This is a genomic window from Cellulophaga fucicola, assembly GCF_900119145.1.
Lineage (GTDB): Bacteria > Bacteroidota > Bacteroidia > Flavobacteriales > Flavobacteriaceae > Cellulophaga > Cellulophaga fucicola.
This window is the reverse complement of record NZ_FPIY01000001.1, coordinates 1,258,913-1,278,402: the sequence shown is the minus strand read 5'-3', so window position 1 is coordinate 1,278,402 and position 19,490 is coordinate 1,258,913. Positions and strand designations below refer to the sequence as shown.

Annotated in this window: 18 protein-coding genes; 5 read left to right on the top strand and 13 right to left on the bottom strand. The window is 31.7% G+C overall.

What is annotated here, in order from left to right:
- The gene (locus BT107_RS05605) at window positions 1-1,095 is read right to left on the bottom strand and encodes a Nif3-like dinuclear metal center hexameric protein (RefSeq protein ID WP_072302757.1); all 1,095 of its coding nucleotides are present in this window, start codon (window positions 1,093-1,095) and stop codon (window positions 1-3) included.
- A gap of 50 nt (window positions 1,096-1,145) precedes the next feature.
- Here BT107_RS05605 and lpxK point away from each other — a divergent pair, with 50 nt between their 5' ends.
- Window positions 1,146-2,144 carry a tetraacyldisaccharide 4'-kinase gene (gene lpxK, locus BT107_RS05600; protein ID WP_072302924.1) on the top strand — a complete coding sequence of 333 codons (999 nt, stop codon included), beginning with the start codon at window positions 1,146-1,148 and terminating at the stop codon, window positions 2,142-2,144.
- Here lpxK and BT107_RS05595 read toward each other — a convergent pair.
- From BT107_RS05595 to BT107_RS05555, 9 genes are all read right to left on the bottom strand, one after another.
- Window positions 2,137-4,344, bottom strand: a complete 2,208-nt coding sequence (locus BT107_RS05595; RefSeq protein ID WP_072302756.1) for a tetratricopeptide repeat-containing hybrid sensor histidine kinase/response regulator — start codon at window positions 4,342-4,344, stop codon at window positions 2,137-2,139. The genes lpxK and BT107_RS05595 overlap by 8 nt on opposite strands.
- Complete coding sequence (gene gap, locus BT107_RS05590; protein WP_072302755.1) at window positions 4,341-5,351, bottom strand: type I glyceraldehyde-3-phosphate dehydrogenase; 1,011 nt, start codon at window positions 5,349-5,351, stop codon at window positions 4,341-4,343. Before gap ends, BT107_RS05595 begins: the two co-directional genes overlap by 4 nt.
- Before the next feature lie 61 nt (window positions 5,352-5,412).
- Entirely contained in the window at window positions 5,413-6,288 is an 876-nt protein-coding gene (gene lipA, locus BT107_RS05585; RefSeq protein ID WP_072302754.1) for a lipoyl synthase, read from the bottom strand.
- A 57-nt stretch (window positions 6,289-6,345) separates the two neighbouring features.
- Window positions 6,346-6,915, bottom strand: coding sequence for an RNA polymerase sigma factor (locus tag BT107_RS05580; protein WP_072302753.1), 570 nt, complete (start codon window positions 6,913-6,915; stop codon window positions 6,346-6,348).
- 24 nt (window positions 6,916-6,939) lie between these two features.
- Window positions 6,940-7,149, bottom strand: coding sequence for a membrane or secreted protein (locus BT107_RS05575; protein WP_072302752.1), 210 nt, complete (start codon window positions 7,147-7,149; stop codon window positions 6,940-6,942).
- A gap of 56 nt (window positions 7,150-7,205) precedes the next feature.
- Window positions 7,206-7,970 carry an anti-sigma factor gene (locus BT107_RS05570; protein WP_072302751.1) on the bottom strand — a complete coding sequence of 255 codons (765 nt, stop codon included), beginning with the start codon at window positions 7,968-7,970 and terminating at the stop codon, window positions 7,206-7,208.
- Window positions 7,967-8,530 carry an RNA polymerase sigma factor gene (locus BT107_RS05565; RefSeq protein ID WP_072302750.1) on the bottom strand — a complete coding sequence of 188 codons (564 nt, stop codon included), beginning with the start codon at window positions 8,528-8,530 and terminating at the stop codon, window positions 7,967-7,969. The genes BT107_RS05570 and BT107_RS05565 overlap by 4 nt, the downstream gene beginning before the upstream one ends.
- Window positions 8,531-8,735: 205 nt before the next feature.
- Window positions 8,736-9,752, bottom strand: a complete 1,017-nt coding sequence (murB, locus tag BT107_RS05560; RefSeq protein ID WP_072302749.1) for a UDP-N-acetylmuramate dehydrogenase — start codon at window positions 9,750-9,752, stop codon at window positions 8,736-8,738.
- Entirely contained in the window at window positions 9,752-10,942 is a 1,191-nt protein-coding gene (locus tag BT107_RS05555; protein WP_072302748.1) for a pyridoxal phosphate-dependent aminotransferase, read from the bottom strand. The genes murB and BT107_RS05555 overlap by 1 nt, the downstream gene beginning before the upstream one ends.
- Window positions 10,943-11,088: 146 nt before the next feature.
- Here BT107_RS05555 and BT107_RS05550 point away from each other — a divergent pair, with 146 nt between their 5' ends.
- Window positions 11,089-12,417 (top strand): aspartyl protease family protein, encoded by a 1,329-nt coding sequence (locus BT107_RS05550; protein ID WP_072302747.1) that lies wholly within the window; start codon window positions 11,089-11,091, stop codon window positions 12,415-12,417.
- Between the two features lie 52 nt (window positions 12,418-12,469).
- Here the strand turns inward: BT107_RS05550 and BT107_RS05545 are convergent, their stop codons facing one another.
- Window positions 12,470-12,868: a DUF1573 domain-containing protein gene (locus BT107_RS05545; protein WP_084639132.1), complete on the bottom strand. Its 399-nt coding sequence runs from the start codon at window positions 12,866-12,868 to the stop codon at window positions 12,470-12,472.
- A gap of 194 nt (window positions 12,869-13,062) precedes the next feature.
- Here BT107_RS05545 and BT107_RS05540 point away from each other — a divergent pair, with 194 nt between their 5' ends.
- Window positions 13,063-15,696 carry a valine--tRNA ligase gene (locus tag BT107_RS05540; RefSeq protein WP_072302745.1) on the top strand — a complete coding sequence of 878 codons (2,634 nt, stop codon included), beginning with the start codon at window positions 13,063-13,065 and terminating at the stop codon, window positions 15,694-15,696.
- A gap of 221 nt (window positions 15,697-15,917) precedes the next feature.
- Here BT107_RS05540 and pepT read toward each other — a convergent pair whose 3' ends face one another.
- On the bottom strand, window positions 15,918-17,141 hold the full coding sequence (gene pepT / locus BT107_RS05535) for a peptidase T (RefSeq protein WP_072302744.1): 1,224 nt from the start codon (window positions 17,139-17,141) through the stop codon (window positions 15,918-15,920).
- A 161-nt stretch (window positions 17,142-17,302) separates the two neighbouring features.
- Between pepT and BT107_RS05530 the strand changes: the two genes are divergently transcribed.
- Window positions 17,303-18,340 (top strand): quinone-dependent dihydroorotate dehydrogenase, encoded by a 1,038-nt coding sequence (locus BT107_RS05530; protein ID WP_072302743.1) that lies wholly within the window; start codon window positions 17,303-17,305, stop codon window positions 18,338-18,340.
- Here the strand turns inward: BT107_RS05530 and BT107_RS05525 are convergent.
- Window positions 18,337-18,756, bottom strand: coding sequence for a Dabb family protein (locus BT107_RS05525; protein ID WP_072302742.1), 420 nt, complete (start codon window positions 18,754-18,756; stop codon window positions 18,337-18,339). The genes BT107_RS05530 and BT107_RS05525 overlap by 4 nt on opposite strands.
- Before the next feature lie 85 nt (window positions 18,757-18,841).
- Here BT107_RS05525 and BT107_RS05520 point away from each other — a divergent pair, with 85 nt between their 5' ends.
- The gene (locus BT107_RS05520; RefSeq protein WP_072302741.1) at window positions 18,842-19,468 is read left to right on the top strand and encodes a LysE family translocator; all 627 of its coding nucleotides are present in this window, start codon (window positions 18,842-18,844) and stop codon (window positions 19,466-19,468) included.
- The last annotated feature ends 22 nt before the right edge of the window (window positions 19,469-19,490 follow it).

Below are 19,490 nucleotides of genomic sequence, written 5' to 3'. Positions count from 1 at the left end.
TTAAAAATACTTGATAGGATTTGTAATGCTCTCCGATAAAGAGATTGCAAAATTAGGAATTTTTTTCGTAAGAATCTCTACTAAAAGATTTTTTGTAAACTGCTCTGTTTCAAAGTGTCCTATATCTGCTAATATTAATTTGTTTTCTGCCTCGTAAAATTGATGGTATTTTAGGTCTGCAGTTATAAAAATATCAGCACCTACAGCCTTTGCGGCATTTATTGCAAAAGAGCCGCTGCCGCCTAAAACTGCAACTTTTTTTATTTTTTTATTTAGTAAATTAGAGTGTCTAATACAGTCTACATTCATCTTATTCTTTACTTCTTGTAAAAAATCTACTTCATTTAAGGCGTTTTCTAGTTCGCCAACCATTCCCATACCAATATTTTGGTTTGTGTTTTCTAAGGTTGTAATTTCATATGCAACCTCTTCATAAGAATGATTTTTAAAAAGAGCTTTTAAAATGGCACTCTCTTTAGCTTTTTCAAAAGTGACATTTATTTGTGTTTCTTCTTCCGTTTTTGTTTCTCCTATTTTTCCAATTGTAGGGTTCGCATTTGTATTAGGATTAAAACTACCTAAGCCATTTGTTGTAAAGCTACAATTGCTATAGTTGCCAATTGTACCGGCGCCAGCTATAAATAAGGCTTCCTTTAATTGTTCTGCTTCATTTTTGGGAGCGTAAGTAGTCAGTTTTTTTATAGTTCCTTTTTGCGGAATTAAAATTTTAGTATTTGTAAGATCTAAAACTTCACAAATTTTTGCGTTTACGCCTTTATTACTATTATCTAGTGCGGTATGCATACTGTATATAGCAATGTCGTTTTTAATTGCTTTTAGCACAACACGTTCTACATAATTTCTGCCGGTAATTTTTTTTAAACCAGAAAATATAATTGGATGAAAACTTAAAATTAAGTTACAGTTTTTTTCAATAGCCTCATCTACAACGTTTTCTAGCGTATCTAGTGTGGCAAGTACGCCTGTAACTTCTGCGGTAGCATCGCCAACTAATAGGCCTACATTATCAAAATCTTCTGCGTAATTTAGCGGCGCAAAATCCTCTATAATGTTTGTAATTTCTTTTACAGTCATTTTTGGTAGCTTTAATGGTTTTCAAAGATAAAATATTTACTTTCGTTCTTATGCAACTCCTCAGAAAAATAGCATTTCCTTTTTCCTTAGTTTACGCTTTGGTAGTTTACTTGCGCAATTATTTGTTTAAAATTGGTGTTTTATCTTCTACATCTTTTAAAACTACAACTATTTGTGTTGGTAACCTAAGTGCAGGTGGTACTGGTAAAACGCCTATGATAGAGCTTTTAATATCTGGATTAGAACAACAATATAAAATTGCTGTTTTAAGTAGGGGATATGGTCGTAAATCTAAAGGGTTATTACTGGCAAATATTAATACAACGGTAGAGGAATTAGGGGACGAGCCTTATCAGATTTATAAAAAACACCCAGCTATAACTATGGTTGTAGATGGTAATAGAAGAAGAGGTATAACGGCAATAGAACAAGATATTAAGCCAGATGTTATTTTATTAGATGATGCCTATCAGCATAGAAAAGTAAAACCAACATTTAATATTTTGCTAACTGCGTATTCTAATTTGTATGTAGACGATTGGTACTTGCCAACTGGTAATTTACGAGATGCTAAAAACCAGGCTAAGCGAGCAAACGTAATTATTGTGACTAAATGCCCTGAAAGTATAAACGAAGCAGAACGTAGTAAAATTGAAACTAAGTTAAAGCCAAATAAAAATCAAAAACTAATTTTTGCATCCTTAACATATAACTTAGAGTTAAAAGGATATAAGACGCCTTTATCTTTGTCTAACTTAAAAGGAAAAAAGGTAACGCTTGTTACAGGTATTGCAAATCCAGATCCTCTTATAGTATTTTTAAAAGAACAAAATATAGTATTTGAGCACTTAGCGTATAACGATCATCATTTTTTTACAGAAGCAGAAATAAAAACCTTTGCAGCTAAAGAATTTGTATTAACTACAGAGAAAGATTTTGTTAGGTTAAAAGGCAAAGTTTCTAATCTATGTTATATAGAGGTGCAACATAAATTACTGAATAATGAGAACGAAACTTTATTAACAGCTATAAGAGCTGTTATTAAGTAGTTTTTTTGTTGAAAATATTTTCTCCTATTTTTTGGTAGAAATACTCTGGTTTAAACGGTTTGGTTACAATATCGTCGCATCCAGCAGCATAAAAATTCTCTACACTGTCGTCTAAAGAAATTGCTGTTAGTGCTATAATAGGTATTTCTGTGTTAAACTTACGAATCTCTATAGTAGCTTCTACACCACTAATTCCAGGCATATGTATATCCATTAGAATGGCGTCGTAATTGTTAATTCTGGTAAGTTCTACACCTTCTGTGCCGTTGTTGGCAATATCACTTGTCATTCCTTTTTTAGAAAGCATTTTCTTGGTAATTACTTGGTTTATTTTATTGTCTTCTACAATAAGCAAGTGTAAGCCTTCAAAAATAAATTCTCTTGGACTAAAATCATCGTCAGGGTTATCTGTGTTTTGATCTTTGCAGACCAGCTTTATTTCAAAACTAAAAGCAGAGCCAACTCCCTTTTTACTTTCTAAATTTATGTCACTTCCAAATAAGCCTAAAAGGTTTTTTACAATGGTTAGCCCAAGTCCTGTGCCTCCGTATTCTCTGTTAATTTGAATAGAGCCTTGTTCAAAACTATCAAAAATATTTTCTTGTAATTCTTCAGAAATACCAATGCCTGTGTCTTTTACTTCAAAATATATAGTACAAATGTCCTCAATTCTTTTTAGTTCTTTTACGGTAACTACAACAGAGCCATTTTTAGTAAATTTTATAGCATTACCAATAAGGTTTATAAGTATCTGAGATATTTTTATAGGGTCTCCTAAATGGGTCCTAGACATATTTTTGTCGTAAGCTAGAGTCAAAGAAGTGTTGTTAGATTTTGCACTTTGTTGAAGCGAGTCTATAACATCTCTTATTGTTTTTCTTAGGTTAAACTCTATTTGTAATGTTTCTAGTTTTTGAGCATCAATTTTATTAACCTGAAGAATATCGTTTATAAAGTTTAAAAGATAATCTCCCGAAAATTTTAAAGATTTTAAATGATCTTTTTGACTTTGCGTAGGGTTTTCTTCTAGTAATAAGTTGGTTAAACCAGTTACAGCATATAAAGGTGTTCGTAGTTCGTGACTAACAGTAGATAAAAAATTAGTTTTAGCTTCCATAGCTTTGACAGCTTTGTCTTTTGCTATCTCTAATTCTGTATTTGTTTTTTGTAATAAGTTGTTCGTTTTTATTTTTATCTGATTATTTCTATATAACGAAACTGCAAGTAAAGAGATAATAACTAAAATGGCAAAAGCAACAATATTAGTACTTTCGGATCTTGTTATAGACTGTTCTTGCTCTAGGTTTTTTTTAACCAAGTTTTTTACATCTTCTTCTAAGCCTTCAATATGTATGTCGTTAGCTGTTCTTTCTTTGGCTTTAACGTTAATAGCGGCATAGAGAGAGTCTTTTATCTTAATTAAATCTTTATTAGCTCTAAGTGAAGAGTTGTAATCTCCTATGTCTTCGTAAGCAGTGCTTAGTAATGAATTAGCTTCTAAAAGTTCTTTTATAAATTCGTTTTTTCTAGCAAGAGGTAATGCTTCTAAACAATATTTTATACAATCTTCAGGGTTATCTAGGGAATTAATTTTAGCAAGACCTAAATAGCCTTGAGTAGAGAAATAGTCTTTCTCATAAATATCAGAATTTACAATTAAAGCATTGTAGTATCTAGATGCCTTTAAAAAATTTGTTTTTTGAAAATTGATATTTGCTTGCGTTAAAGCAATGCGATTAAGTAAATTACGATCATTACTTAATCTTTTGGCTTCTGATAATTTTTCTTCAGCCTGAAAATTATTTTTATCTAGATAAAGATAAATGGCTTCTAGATATTTGTTTTCACTAGAGCCGTATGGGTAGGCAATGTCTTTTAATAGTACTTTGGTGCGTTCCCAGTAAAATTTAGATCTATCAACATTATTAAGTTTTAAGTATAAAAAAGCATAATGATGAAAACAATCTATTAACCCTTTTTCGTCCTCATTTTTTTCTGCATATTCAGTTGCCTTTTGTATGGCTTGCAAAGCTTTCTCTATATTATCTTGATTTTGATATTTTCGAGCAACAGAAAAATGGTAATCTAAATCTTTTAATGCAACAGGTGAGTCTTGAGAATGGGCGTAAGTAAACAGCAAGAAACTAAGGATAGTTACAAGCAAATTTTTGTGTGCTACTTTTGTACGTTTACTTTTCAAATATATTTTTTATTAATCAACAAGTTTACAAGGTCAATAATTCTACTACTGTAACCAGATTCATTATCATACCAACCAATAACTTTTACCATTTTACCAATAACAGAAGTCATCTGAGAATCAAACGTACAAGAATAAGAACTATTGTTTACATCTATAGAAACAATAGGATCTTCGGTGTAATACATAATTTCTTTTAAACTATTAGCGGCATAATCTTTAAAGGCATTATTAATCTCTGCTATAGATGTTTCTTTTTTTACATTAAAAGTAATGTCTGTTAAAGATCCATTTGCTACAGGTACACGTATGCCACAACCGCCAATAACATTTGCCAAATCTGGAAATATTTTGGTTAAAGCTCTAGCGGCTCCTGTAGTTGTAGGTATTATAGATTGTCCAGCGGCTCTTGCTCTTCGTAAATCTCTATGAGGCTGGTCGTGTAAGCTTTGATCTGTGGTGTACGAGTGTATTGTAGTAATGTATGCTTGCTCTATACCACATAAATCGTGTATAACTTTAACCATTGGAGCAGCATTGTTGGTAGTACAAGAGGCGTTAGATATAATATTGTCGTCTTCTGTAATATCAGAATGATTAATGCCGTAAACTATCATTTTTATAGAATTATCTACTGGTGGAACAGATAAAATAACTTTTTTTGCTCCGTTTTTTATATGATAATTTAAATCTTCAGTAGTTTTAAACTTACCAGAAGACTCTATAACTAAATCTACATTGTTTTTGCTCCAAGGAATGTCTTTAGGAGAGGTTGCGTTTGTTAAAGAAATGACATTGCCATTTACTATAATTGTGCTTTCTGTACTAGAAACTTCTTCTTTAAAAACACCGTGAATACTATCGTATTTTAATAAATGTGCTAATGTTTGTGCATTTGCTAAATCATTAATAGCAACTACATTTATGTGTGGGTGTTGTTGTAGTAGTCTAAAAAGGGTACGACCAATTCTACCAAAACCGTTGATGCCTATATTTATTTTTTTCATTTTAATACGAAAAAATAATCCTTAAATAAGTTAATATGTATGCGGGTAAACCTTAACTGTTTTAGTTAATATGTTTATGCGCTTTGTATGATGAACGAACTAGAGCGCCACTTTCTACATGTCTAAAGCCCATTTCTAAGCCTAATTCCTCATACTTTTTAAATTGCTCTGGTAAAATAAATTCCTTAACAGGAAGATGTTTTTTAGAAGGTTGAAGGTATTGACCAATAGTTACAACATCTACGTTTGCATTTCTAAGGTCTTCCATAACCTTTATAACTTCATCTTCTTGTTCTCCTAGACCTAGCATAATTCCAGATTTAGTTCTTCTGGCACCATTATCTTTTAAGTAACGTAAAACGTCTAAACTTCTTTCGTATTTAGCTTGTATGCGTACTTCTCTAGTAAGTCTTTTTACGGTTTCCATGTTATGAGAAATAACCTCGGGAGCAACCTCTAAAATACGATCTAAGTGTGTACCCATTCCTTGAAAATCAGGAATTAGTGTTTCTAAAGTTGTCTCAGGGTTCATTCTTCTTATGGCTTTAACAGTTTCTGCCCATATAATAGAACCCATATCTTTTAAGTCATCTCTATCTACAGAAGTAATTACAGCATGTTTAATGCTCATAATTTTAATAGAACGTGCAACTTTTTCTGGTTCTTCCCAATCTACATCTTCAGGTCTGCCTGTTTTAACACCACAAAAACCACATGACCTTGTACATACGTTACCTAAGATCATAAAAGTAGCTGTTCCTTCTCCCCAACATTCACCCATATTTGGGCAACTACCAGAAGTGCATATAGTATTTAAGCTGTATTTATCTACTAAGCCTCTTAACTGTGTATACTTTTTACCAGTAGGTAGCTTAACTCGTAACCATTTTGGTTTTCCTTTAGGTGGATGTACGTTTTCTGCAGTAGTAGTACTCATAAAAATATTTTGTACAAATATACGAACAAAATAGCGTTAGTTATAATAGAGTAGAGGTCAAGATTTACCTTTTGTTTTTATAATTTCTGCAAGTAACTTTTTTGCTCTTAGAAGTTTTACCTTAACGCTGTTTATAGGTTCGTTAAGTTCTGTTGCTATGTCTGCGTAACTCAGTTCGTTAAAGTAACGAAGGTTTATAATTTTTTGATATGCGGGTTTTAGCTTTTTAATATCGTGTAGTAGATTAGCTAAGTTTTGATCTATTATTAATTGATCTTCAATTGTGGGTGCATCATCTAATACTTTTATTGCGTCATCATTACCATAATTCATATTTTCTAGAACACTCTTTTTTCGTTTTCTAAATAAATCAACATGAAGGTTTTTAGCAATTGTTATAAGCCAAGTTTTAAACTTGTAGCTCATATCATAGGTGTTTATTTTGTCAAAAGCTTTGGAGAAAGTCTGTATAGTTAGGTCTTCTGCGTCGTTTTCGTTTTCTGTTCTAACGAGTAAAAAGCCGTAAACATCATTCCAAAATGTATCTAAGAGGTTGCTAAAAGCAATTTGGTTACCCGCCTTGGCTTTTAGTAGATTTGGAATAAGTTCTTCTTCAGTTATTTTCATAAAAAAAGGCAAATTTGCATTTGCCTATTGTATTTCTGTTGATGCCTCCTTTTTGCAATCTTGCTCCGCAGGGAGTTTGCCGCACATACCGCAAGCTTGTCCATCTTGATTTAAAAATGGACTTTGGCTAGCACACGTCCCTGCAAATTTGCCATCTTTCTTCGCCCATATTTTAATTGCAATTCCAGCAAAACCAAGGCTTAATAGGCCTATGGTTATTAAAACTAATTTCATAATTAAATTTTAGGCAAAGATACTAATTATAGCTTTTATATGCATATACTTTAACGTTAGTTTGCATATGATATATTAGCTACAATATTTTCTACTGTTGGTGTCTTGTTCCCACCTTTAGGTTCTATTGTTATATAACCTACCGCATTATCTCCGTATGGTAATGCCAGTAATTTGTCTTTATCACTAATGTCTTTAATAATACCAATGTTTATCATTTTACCATCTACTTCTGCCCACATTTGTAAACATTTGTCTTCTGGTAAATTAGGTATATTTTTAACATTTATGTATGATAATTTTTTTACAGGATTTATGTAGGCAACAGCTTTTAATTCTTTTGCCTTTGTATTTCCTTTTACATTATACCTTTTTGTTTTTGGATTATTAAGAACAATAAATTGATTCCTAACATCTTCTAACTGTTGTTTCATATTGTCTTCAATAGTCTTCATCTTATTGTTAACAATAGTGTTTTCTTCTTTTAAAGATTTATTCTGATTCCAAAAGAAGAATGAGGCTGCAGCAAAAAGAAAAGCTAACGAACAAGCAACGGCTATATACCTGTAGAACTTGCTGTGCGATTTTTTCTCTGCTTTAACTCTGTCTAGGATTTTATTCTTTAATCCGTCTGGAGTGTCCATAGCGTGTAACTTAGCAAAAATCTCTAAGTTATCTTGTAACTCAATGTAGGTTTTGTTAACCTCTGGGTGTATAGCTATGTAGCGCTCTACTTTTAGTGTCTCTTCTGTAGAAGTAGTTCCTAAAAGATATTTTTCTAGTAGGTCTGACTCTAAGAATTTTTTTATTTTATCTGTCATAACAAAAATATTATAAGTAAAGTTAATGTCGTAGAGCCATAAATTTTCTTTAGTTCTCTAAGTCCTATTTTTAATCTAGACTTTATTGTGCCTAAAGGAATGTTAAGCTCTTCACTAGCCTCTTGTTGGGTCATCCCTTCAAAAAACAAGGCTTCCAGTACTATTTGATATTTAGGTTCTAACTTATTTAAGTTGTCCTTAACATCCATTAATTCTGGCTTAGTGCTCTCTGTACCTAAATTATATACGTCTGAAACATCTATTTGGATCTCCTTATCTGATTTTGTGTTTACACTTCTAAGTTTATCTATAGCTGTATTACGTGTTATTCTAAATAACCAGGTAAATAGCTTAGCCTTAGAAGAGTCGTAAGAATCTGCTTTTTTCCAGATTTTAACAAAACTTTCTTGTAGCACGTCTTGTGCTAGCTCTTCGTTTCTAACCACTTTATTGGCAACCCCAAATAAAGTATCACCGTAATGATCGTACAATAAAGATATTGCTTTTTCATCTCGGTCTTGTAGTAACTCTACAATATGTTTTTCAAGTAGTGTACTCATATAGTTGTGTTGCGCTAATTTTTGTAATTTTTTTTACAATGCGGCATCCAAATATACATTTTGCAACGTATATAGTTAAACGCAAGATTACAAAATTGATTGCGATAATAAAAATATTTACAACTTAAGTAGGCAGCTGGTTACTGCCACTTATTTTTGGTTAGTTTGGTTTGGTATAACCCCTGTTGCTTTTTAGTTTCAGGGGTTATTTTATGATATTAACTTCAGCATCAATCTTAATCTCAAACTTCTCTAATACAGCTTCTTGTATCTTTTTTGATAGATTTAAAATTTCTGTTCCTGTTGCTTTTCCGTAGTTAACTAATACTAGTGCTTGGTTTTTGTGCACGCCAGCATCGTCATATCTTTTTCCTTTAAATCCACATTGTTCTATTAACCAGCCGGCAGGTATTTTGTACGTATCGTCTGTTAGTTTATAAAATGGGGCTTCAGGATTATTTTGGATAAAGTTATCAAAAATAAATTTGTCTACTATTGGGTTCTTAAAGAAGCTACCGCTGTTTCCTAATTCAGCAGGATCTGGTAGTTTACTTTTTCTAATCGCTATTACAGCATTAGAAACATCTTTTATAGTAGGTTTTGTAATTTTATTCTTTAAAAGTTCGGCTTCTATAGCGCCATAAGATATTTTTAACTGGTGATCTTTTTTAGATAATTTTAATACTACAGAAGTAATTATGTATTTGCCTTTGCCATCATTCTTAAAAAAAGAATCTCTGTAGCCAAAATTACAATCCTCTTTTGTAAAATTGTGTAATTCTCCGCTAGAAATATGTAAAGCCTGGCAACTCTCAAAGTTATCTTTTAACTCTACCCCGTAAGCACCAATATTTTGTATAGGAGCAGTTCCTGTATTACCAGGGATAAGAGACATATTTTCTAGTCCTCCATAATTATGCTCTATACACCAAAGTACTAGCTGGTGCCAATTTTCACCAGCCATTACTTTTAGCCAAACATTTTTATCATCTTCTTTGGTAACTTCTATACCTTTAAGTGCAATACGAATTACTAAAGCATCTATATCTTTAGTTAGTAACATATTACTGCCTCCACTAATAATAAACTTATTAGGGTAGTTGGTTAAACTAACAGCTTCTTTAAGTTCGTTAATAGAAGTTACTTCGCAAAAGTATGCTGCCTTAGCATCTATGCCAAAGGTGTTGTACTCTTTTAATGATATGTTTTCTTTTATATTCATTAACCTTTATATACGGTTAATGCTTCTTTAATAATTTGTACAGCTCTTTTTAGACGCTCTTTATCTAAGACATATGCAATTCTAATTTGATTTTTACCTAAGCCTTTAGTGGCGTAAAAGCCAGCAGCAGGTGCAACCATAACTGTTTCGTTATTAACATTAAAATCTTCTAATAACCATTGTGCAAAATGATCTGCATCTTTAATAGGTAATTCTGCTATGCAATAAAAAGCTCCTTGTGGTTTAGCAACGCGTACACCTTCTACTTTTTCTAGTTCAGCTATTAATATATTTCTACGTTCTACGTATTCTTCAATAACATCTGTAAAATAGCTTTGTGGTGTTTCTAAAGCTGCTTCACTTGCAATTTGTGCATATGTCGGTGGCGATAATCTTGCCTGAGCAAATTTAAGAGCTGTTTTTACAAGTTCTTTATTTTTAGAAACTAAACATCCAATACGAGCACCACACATACTGTATCTTTTAGAGACAGAATCTACTATAATAGCATTCTCATCTAAACCTTCTTCTTGTAAAATAGAGTAATGTTCTTTACCATCGTAAGTAAACTCTCTATATACTTCATCAGCAATTAAAAATAGATTGTGTTTTTTTACAATTGCAGCTAATTTTTTAATTTCTTCTTTACTATACAAATAACCCGTAGGGTTACCTGGATTGCAAATTAAAATTGCCTTAGTTTTAGGTGTAATTAACTTTTCAAATTCCTCAATTGCCGGTAAAGCAAAGTTGTCTTCTATTTTAGAAACAACAGGAACTACGTTTACACCAGCTGCTGTAGCAAAACCATTATAGTTAGCGTAAAATGGTTCTGGTATAATAATTTCATCTTCTGCATCTGCAATACTGCCCATTACAAAAGCTAATGCTTCAGAGCCTCCAGTAGTTACAATAATATCTTGAGCAGTAACTTCTATATTTTGTTTTTTATAATAAGCTGCTATTTTTTCTCTATAAGTTTCAGATCCTTCAGTTCTACTATATGCAATAACATCTAGTGTGTTATTTTTTACTGCATCTAGAGCAACTTTAGGGGTTTTAATATCTGGTTGTCCAATGTTTAAGTGAATAACCTCTATTCCTCTTTTTTTTGCATTTTCTGCAAATGGCACCAATTTGCGAATTGGTGATTCTGGCATTGCTAGCCCTTTTGTTGAAATTGACGGCATAAAAAAATATTTTTGGCAAAAATGAGAAATACAAGCATATAAAACAACATCATAATGCTTAATTTTTATCTATTTTAAGGTTGAAAATAAGGTCTTTAACTTTTTTTTTTGTATTTTAAGTGAGATTGGGTTGTAAAACAGTACTTATGGCACTAAGAATCTTATTTTTATGTATGTTTTTTCCGTTTATATCTGGAGCGCAAACTTTTGAATTGCCAGAGGGGAAGAGTTATGAAAAAATTAAGTTTAAACTGATTAATAACCTTATTGTTATTCCTGCAAAGATTAATGGAACAGAGCTTACATTTATTTTAGATACAGGAGTAAGTAAACCTATATTATTTAATTTTTCTGACCAAGATTCTATTGATATTAAAAATGTCTCGGAAATTAATATAAAAGGGCTCGGTGGTGGGGAACCTGTAAAGGCTCTTAGCTCTAAAGGGAATACATTTGAGTTAGAATCTTTCAAAAACAACAATCAGCAAATATATGTGGTGTTGGATAAAGAGTTAAACTTTTCTTCTAAGTTAGGAATACCTGTCCACGGTATTTTAGGTTACGATTTTTTTAGAAAATATATAGTAGAAATCAATTACACAAATAGCTACTTAAAGGTATGTAATCCGTTAGCTTATAAATATAAAAAAAGTAAAAGGTTAGAATCACTTCCTTTACATATAGAACGAAAAAAAGCATATGTAAATGCAACTGCATTGTTAGGTGAAAAGAATGTTCCTGTTAAGCTATTAGTAGATTCTGGTAGTAGTGATGCGGTTTGGCTTTTTGAAAATGAGAATAAAGGAATTTCTGTTCCTCATAAATATTTTGGAGATTTTTTAGGTAAAGGTCTAAGTGGTGATATATATGGTAAAAGGACAAAAATAGATCATTTAAAGCTTGGCAGTTTTATTATTGAAGATACAAAGACAGCATTTCCGGATAGCACTTCTATAAAGTTTATAACCAAATTTGGAGAGAGAAACGGTAGTATAGGAGGTGAAGTTTTAAAACGTTTTAATTGGGTGTTAGATTATCCTAGACGTAAAATTTATTTTAAGAAAAATTCTAACTATAAAAAGCCCTTTTGGTTTAGAACTAGTGGAATGGCAATGCAACACGGAGGTATGCGTTATATAAAAGAGAATAAAGCAAGTGGTAATAATAAGGTTAAAGGATTAAGTAAGTATGCAGGTTCTAACGGAGTCGAAATTAGTTTTGATAAAGAAGTTGTTATTAGTTTGGTGCCACAAATTATAGTGTCAGACCTTAGAGAAGATAGTCCTGCAAAAAATGCAGGTTTAGAAGTAGGAGATGTTATTTTAGCAGTTAATAAAAAAGAAGCCCATAAATATAAACTACAAGAGCTAACACATATGGTAGACGATCTGCCAGGCAAAAAGGTTAGGGTACTTATAGAACGTAGAGGAGAAAAATTACTGTTTAATTTACGAATTAAAAAACTATTTAAATAAAAAAAGGCACTCGGTTAGAGTGCCTTTTTTAATGCTATTTAGGTATTGTTAGTTATTGTGCAACCGCTTTAGGCTCTACTAACTCTCCTTTTATTTTTAAAACCTTAGTTGGTGTATCTGCGTTAGAAATAACTGTTATAGCTTTTCTAATAGGACCAGCAGGTCTTTTAGTGTCATACTTTACTTCAATTATACCAGTTTTTCCAGGCATAATAGGATCTTTCGGTTTTTTAGGAATAGTACACCCACAGCTAGAATTTACTTTGCTAATAATTAAGGGTGCATTACCAGTATTTGTAAATTCAAAAACTCTAACACCGTTTCCACCACGCTCAACTTTACCGTAATCTACAGTTTCTGTTTTAAATTCAATTTTGGCTTTCTTTTCTTGTGCACTTAGGTTAAATGCAAGTAGGCCTACAAATAATACTAATACTATTTTTTTCATCATTTTGGGTTTTAATTAAGATCAAATATACTATTTAGAATTCAACCTTTAAAAATTCTTTTGTTATGTAATAACGTTGCTTATTTTTGTTTCGTATTTAAACACAGTTAAAATCCTTTATTTTCTTTAAATTTGCGGGCTTTACTATTAAAATTAAATACTCAACGTTAAGAGTAATTCAAAAACTATACCAAAGAATGGAACTAGCATCAAAATACGACTCACAGAAATCTGAAAACCAATGGTATGACTATTGGTTAAAGCATAATTATTTTCATTCTACGCCAGATCATAGAGAGCCATATACAATAGTAATACCGCCGCCAAATGTTACAGGTATTCTACATATGGGGCATATGTTAAATAATACAATACAAGATGTTTTAATACGTAGAGCTCGTTTGCAAGGAAAAAATGCTTGTTGGGTTCCTGGTACAGACCATGCGTCTATTGCTACAGAAGCAAAAGTTGTTGCTAAGTTAAAAGAACAAGGTATAAACAAAGCAGATTTATCTAGAGAAGAGTTTTTAAAACACGCTTGGGACTGGACAGACGAGTACGGTGGTGTTATTTTAGATCAACTTAAAAAATTAGGATGTTCTTGTGACTGGGAACGTACCTCTTTTACTATGGACGACCATATGTCGGAGTCTGTAATAAAGGTTTTTGTAGATCTTTATAATAAAGGAAAAATATACAGAGGTTACCGTATGGTAAACTGGGATCCAGAGGCACAAACTACCTTGTCTGATGAAGAAGTAATCCACGAAGAAAAACAAGGAAACCTTTATTATATTAATTATAAAATTGAAGGTTCTAATGATACGTTAACTATTGCAACTACACGTCCTGAAACTATTTTTGGAGATACAGCAATTTGTATTAATCCTAATGATGAGCGTTTTACTCATTTAAAAGGTAAAAAAGCAATAGTACCAATTGTAAATAGAGTTATACCTATTATAGAAGATGAGTATGTAGATTTAGAATTTGGTACTGGGTGTTTAAAAGTTACACCAGCACATGATGTAAACGATAAAAACTTAGGAGATAAGCACAATTTAGAAGTAGTAGATATTTTTAATGCAGATGCAACTTTAAATAGTTTTGGCTTGCATTATGAAGGTAAAGATAGGTTTGTTGTACGTAAAGAAATTTCTAAAGAGCTAGAAGAAAAAGGATTTTTAGTTAAAACTGAACAACATTTAAATAAAGTTGGCACATCAGAACGTACAAAGGCTGTTATAGAGCCAAGATTGTCAGATCAGTGGTTTTTAAAAATGGAAGAATTAGCTAAGCCAGCTATAGAAGCCGTTTTAGGTGAAAATGCAGAAGTTAAATTGTTCCCTAAGAAATTCGAGAATACATACCGTCACTGGATGGAGAATATTCGTGATTGGAATATCTCTCGTCAATTATGGTGGGGACAACAAATACCTGCTTATTATTTTGGCGATGGTGCAGATGATTTTGTTGTAGCAGAAAACAAAGAAAATGCTTTAAAATTAGCTCAAGAAAAATCTGGTAATACGACCTTAAAAATAGAAGACCTTCGTCAAGATGAAGATGCATTAGATACTTGGTTTTCTTCTTGGTTGTGGCCAATGAGTGTTTTTAATGGTATTCTAGAGCCAGAAAACGAAGAAATTAAATACTATTATCCAACCAATGATTTAGTTACAGGTCCCGATATTTTATTTTTCTGGGTTGCCCGTATGATAGTTGCTGGCTACGAGTATAAAGACCAAAAACCTTTTGAGAATGTTTATTTAACAGGTTTAGTTAGGGATAAGCAAAGACGTAAAATGTCTAAATCTCTAGGAAATTCTCCAGATGCTTTAAAATTAATTGAAGAATATGGGGCAGATGGTGTTAGAGTAGGACTTTTATTAAGTTCTGCTGCTGGTAACGATTTAATGTTTGATGAAGCTCTTTGTCAGCAAGGAAAAAACTTTGCTAATAAAATATGGAATGGCTTTAGATTGATAAAAGGTTGGGAAGTTGCTGACTTACCACAACCAGAAGCTTCTAAAATTGGATTAGAATGGTACAATGCTAAGTTTAATAAAACACTAGTAGAGATAGAAGATCATTTTAGTAAATATCGTATTTCTGATGCTCTAATGTCTATTTATAAATTGGTTTGGGACGATTATAGTTCTTGGTTATTAGAAATAGTTAAACCGGCATACCAACAACCAATAGATAGAACAACTTATAATGCTTTAATTTCTGTTTTTGAAGAGAATTTAAAATTATTACATCCATTTATGCCATTCTTAACAGAAGAGGTTTGGCAACATGTTACAGACCGTACTCCAGAGCAAGCTTTAGTTGTTGCAAAATGGCCAGAGCAAAAAGAGGTAGATGAAACTATTATTTCTAATTTCGATTTTGCTGCTGAGGTTGTTTCAGGCATTAGGACTATAAGAAAAGAGAAAAATATTCCTATGAAAGAAGCTTTAGAGTTGTCTGTGTTAGATGCAGAAAGTGTTTCTAAAGATTGGGACGTAATTATCTCTAAGCTTACTAACGTTTCTTCAATTTCTTACACAGATGCAGCTGTAGATGGGGCACTTTCTTTTAGAGTAAAATCTAATGAGTATTTTATTCCTATGGTTGGCGCTATTGATATAGAAGCTGAGATTAAAAAAATAGAAGAAGAATTAAAGTATACTAAAGGGTTTTTAATTTCAGTACAAAAGAAATTAAGTAACGAGCGTTTTGTAAGCAATGCGCCAGATAAGGTGATAGAAATAGAACGTAATAAGCAGGCAGATGCTGAGGCTAAAATTGAAACTTTAGAAAAAAGTTTAAAAGGTTTACAGTAGATCTTTTAGATTACTTAAAATATAAAAAAGCTACTCTATATGGAGTAGCTTTTTTTATTCTTATATTTTGATTTTGCCTTCTTACGTGTTTTTGCAACACTTTTTTTAGAGTCTTTTAAAAACATTGCATTGTAAAACAATATTTAAAAAGGATGCTTGTAAGCTAAAATTCCTGCTACATTTTTTCTGCCAACAGCATATATAGGAATTCCTATTCTAAATTATTTAGTTGCAGTAAGTTCGCAAATTTTTACAATTACCTCTACTGCTTTTTCCATACTTTCTACAGGAACGTACTCGTACTTACCGTGAAAATTATGTCCGCCTGCAAAAATATTAGGACAAGGTAATCCCATATAACTTAACTGCGATCCATCTGTGCCCCCACGAATAGGTTTTATAATAGGAGTAATATTTAATGCCTCCATAGCTTCTTTTGCTGTTTCTACAATATGGTAAACAGGCATAACTTTTTCTTTCATATTAAAGTATTGGTCTTTAATAGAAAGCTCAATACAGTTGTTGTATTTTTCGTTTAGCTTAAAAATAATTGTTTCTAATCCTTTTTTACGATTCTCAAAAGAGTTTCTATCGTGATCACGAATTATTAAACCTAATTCAGCATTTTCAATTTCACCTTTAATAGTGTGTATATGGTAAAAACCTTCTCTTCCAGATGTTTGTTCTGGAACTTCATTTTTAGGTAAAGCAGCCATAATTTCCTGTGCAATACCTATGGCATTTATCATTTTACCTTTGGCGTAACCAGGATGTACACTTTTACCGTGAATCTTAATGTTTGCACCTGCAGCATTAAAATTTTCGTATTCTAATTCGCCAATCTGGCTACCATCCATAGTATATGCCCATTCTGCACCAAATTTTTCAACATCAAATTTATGAGCTCCGCGACCAATTTCTTCATCAGGTGTAAAACCAACTCTAATTTTACCGTGTTTTACTTCTGGGTGTGCAACTAGGTATTCCATAGCTGTCATTATTTCTGTAATTCCAGCTTTATCATCTGCACCTAAAAGAGTCGTGCCGTCTGTAGTAACAATAGTCTGACCTTTGTATTGCATTAAATCTTCAAAATAATCTGGAGATAGAATAATATTTTTTTCAGCATTTAAAACAATATCCTTACCGTCATAATTTCTAATTATTTGCGGGTTTACGTTTGTTCCAGAAAAATCAGGAGTAGTATCAAAATGTGCAACAAAACCTATTGTAGGTACATCTTTGTCTACATTGCTAGGTAAAGTTGCCATTATATAGGCGTTTTCATCTATAGTAACATCTTGCATTCCTATTTCCTTAAGCTCTGTAACTAATTTATTGGCTAAATCCCATTGTTTAGCTGTACTGGGAGTAGTGTTAGAACTGGCATCGCTTTGCGTATCAATCTTAACATAACTTAAAAATCTATCTAGAATATCTTGCATGAGTTTAAATTTTACTCAAAAATACAGTTTATTTCGTTTTTTAAATAGATTTATAGCTCTGTATTTTAGTTATAAAAATTATAAAAACTGTTAATAAAAAGCAATGTTAAAATAGTTCTACTTCTTAGTAGTTTGTATTTTTGCCAAAAGTTTAAAAATCTATGTACAAAGTAATTATTAGGCCCTTATTTTTCTTGATGGATCCAGAAAAGGTGCACCACTTATCTTTTTCGTTAATCAAGTTTTTTTCTAAAATAGGATTTGGAGGTTTATTTAGAGCTATGTATGTGGTAGAAGATAAACGTTTAGAGAAAGAAGTTTTTGGAATAAAGTTTAAAAACCCTGTAGGTTTAGCTGCTGGTTTTGATAAGGATGCTAAGATTTTTAAAGAGCTTTCTAATTTTGGATTTGGCTTTATAGAGATAGGAACATTAACTCCTAAACCGCAATCTGGAAATCCTAAAAAAAGATTATTTAGATTAAAAGCTGATAGTGCTATTGTTAACCGTATGGGCTTTAATAATGGAGGTGTTTTAGAAGCGGTAGAACGTTTAAAGGCGCAACACAATGTTTTAATTGGTGGTAACATTGGTAAAAACAAGATTACACCTAATGATGGTGCTGTTGAAGATTACTTAATTTGTTTTGAAGCTTTATACGCTCACGTAGATTATTTTGTTGTAAATGTAAGTTCTCCAAATACTCCTGGTTTAAGAGAGTTACAAGATAAAGAACCGTTAACAAATTTACTGAATGCACTTGTTACTGAAAATAAAAAATATGTTACGCAAAAAGGTGTAAAAGCTAAGCCTATACTATTAAAAATTGCTCCAGATTTAACAGACGATCAGTTAACAGATATTATAGATATTGTTGCAATTACAAAGATTGATGGTGTTATAGCAACCAACACAACCATAGAGCGTAACAATTTAAAATCTCCAGAGAGTGTTACTAAAGAAAATGGAGGTTTAAGTGGTAAGCCACTTGCAAACAGAAGCACAGAGGTTATTCGTTTTTTATCAGAAAAAAGCAATAAAGCATTCCCTATTATTGGAGTAGGAGGTATACACTCTGAAAAAGATGCTTTAGAAAAATTAGACGCAGGAGCTGACTTAATACAAATATGGACAGGTTTTATTTATGAAGGACCAGGTCTTGTAAAAAGAATAAATAAAGCAATTTTGGCTAAGGGCTAATTAGACCAATAATCTAAAACAAAAACATCTTCTAAAATAGGATTTAATAAAGTGCCAAAAGCTTTATGGTCTGGATGTGGTAAATAAGTAGCTCTGTCTTTTTCATTTTTAAATGTAACAAAAAAGCAATGAGTAAAACCTTTGCTTAAACCTTCTGGACTATTGTTTAATCCCCACTCATAACTCATTATTTGTGGTATTTTAGATGGTAAAGCACTAAACGCTTTTTCTACATTAGTTATTTGTTCTTTTGTAGCATCTGGTTTAAATTTAAAAATAACTACGTGTCTTAGGACGCTATCTTGTTTTTGCATTAAAACTTTGTTTGGTACAGTAGAATCTATGTTGTCTTTTGGCTTATTAGCATAACAAGTTATACTAAGACTAATACAAATAAAGATTGCTAAATTTTTCATTACGGACTAATTTTATTGAAAGATATAAAATTAGAAAGCTTAGTTCTTTAAAATTTGTATTTTTCATTCTTAAAAATTTCTAAAATTGAATTACGATATACTTATTGCCTTTATGTCTGCAACGGCATTACTAGCTTTTTTTCCTGGCCCAGACAACATTTATGTATTAACGCAAAGTTTGGTTAATGGTAAAAAATCTGGTTTAGCTACTGTAGCAGGTCTAATGTCTGGCTGTTTGGTACATACTACACTTTTAGCTTTTGGTGTGTCTGCCATAATTAAAGCTAATGATAATTTGTTTCTGGGTATAAAGATTTTTGGGGCATTGTATCTTTTTTTTATTGCTTATAAAGTTTTTAAGAGTGATGCTAGTCTTATAGTATCTAATGGTAATGCACCTAAAAAGAGTATGCCTGCACTTTTTAGACAAGGTTTTATAATGAATGTTTTAAACCCTAAAGTAGCTTTGTTTTTCTTAGCTTTTTTTCCTGGGTTTTTATTTAGTGATAGTATTAGTACAGTTGTTCAGTTCTATATTTTAGGCCTTCTTTTTATGTTGGTTTCTTTTATGATTTTTGGGCTAATAGCAGTTTTGGCTGGTTCTATATCTAGTTACATCACTAAAAATGAAAAGGTTGGATTAATTTTTAAATGGCTACAAATTGTTGTTTTTATAGGCTTAGGAATTTATATCCTTTTATCGGATAAATAATAGTAATTTTGAAAAAGTCAAC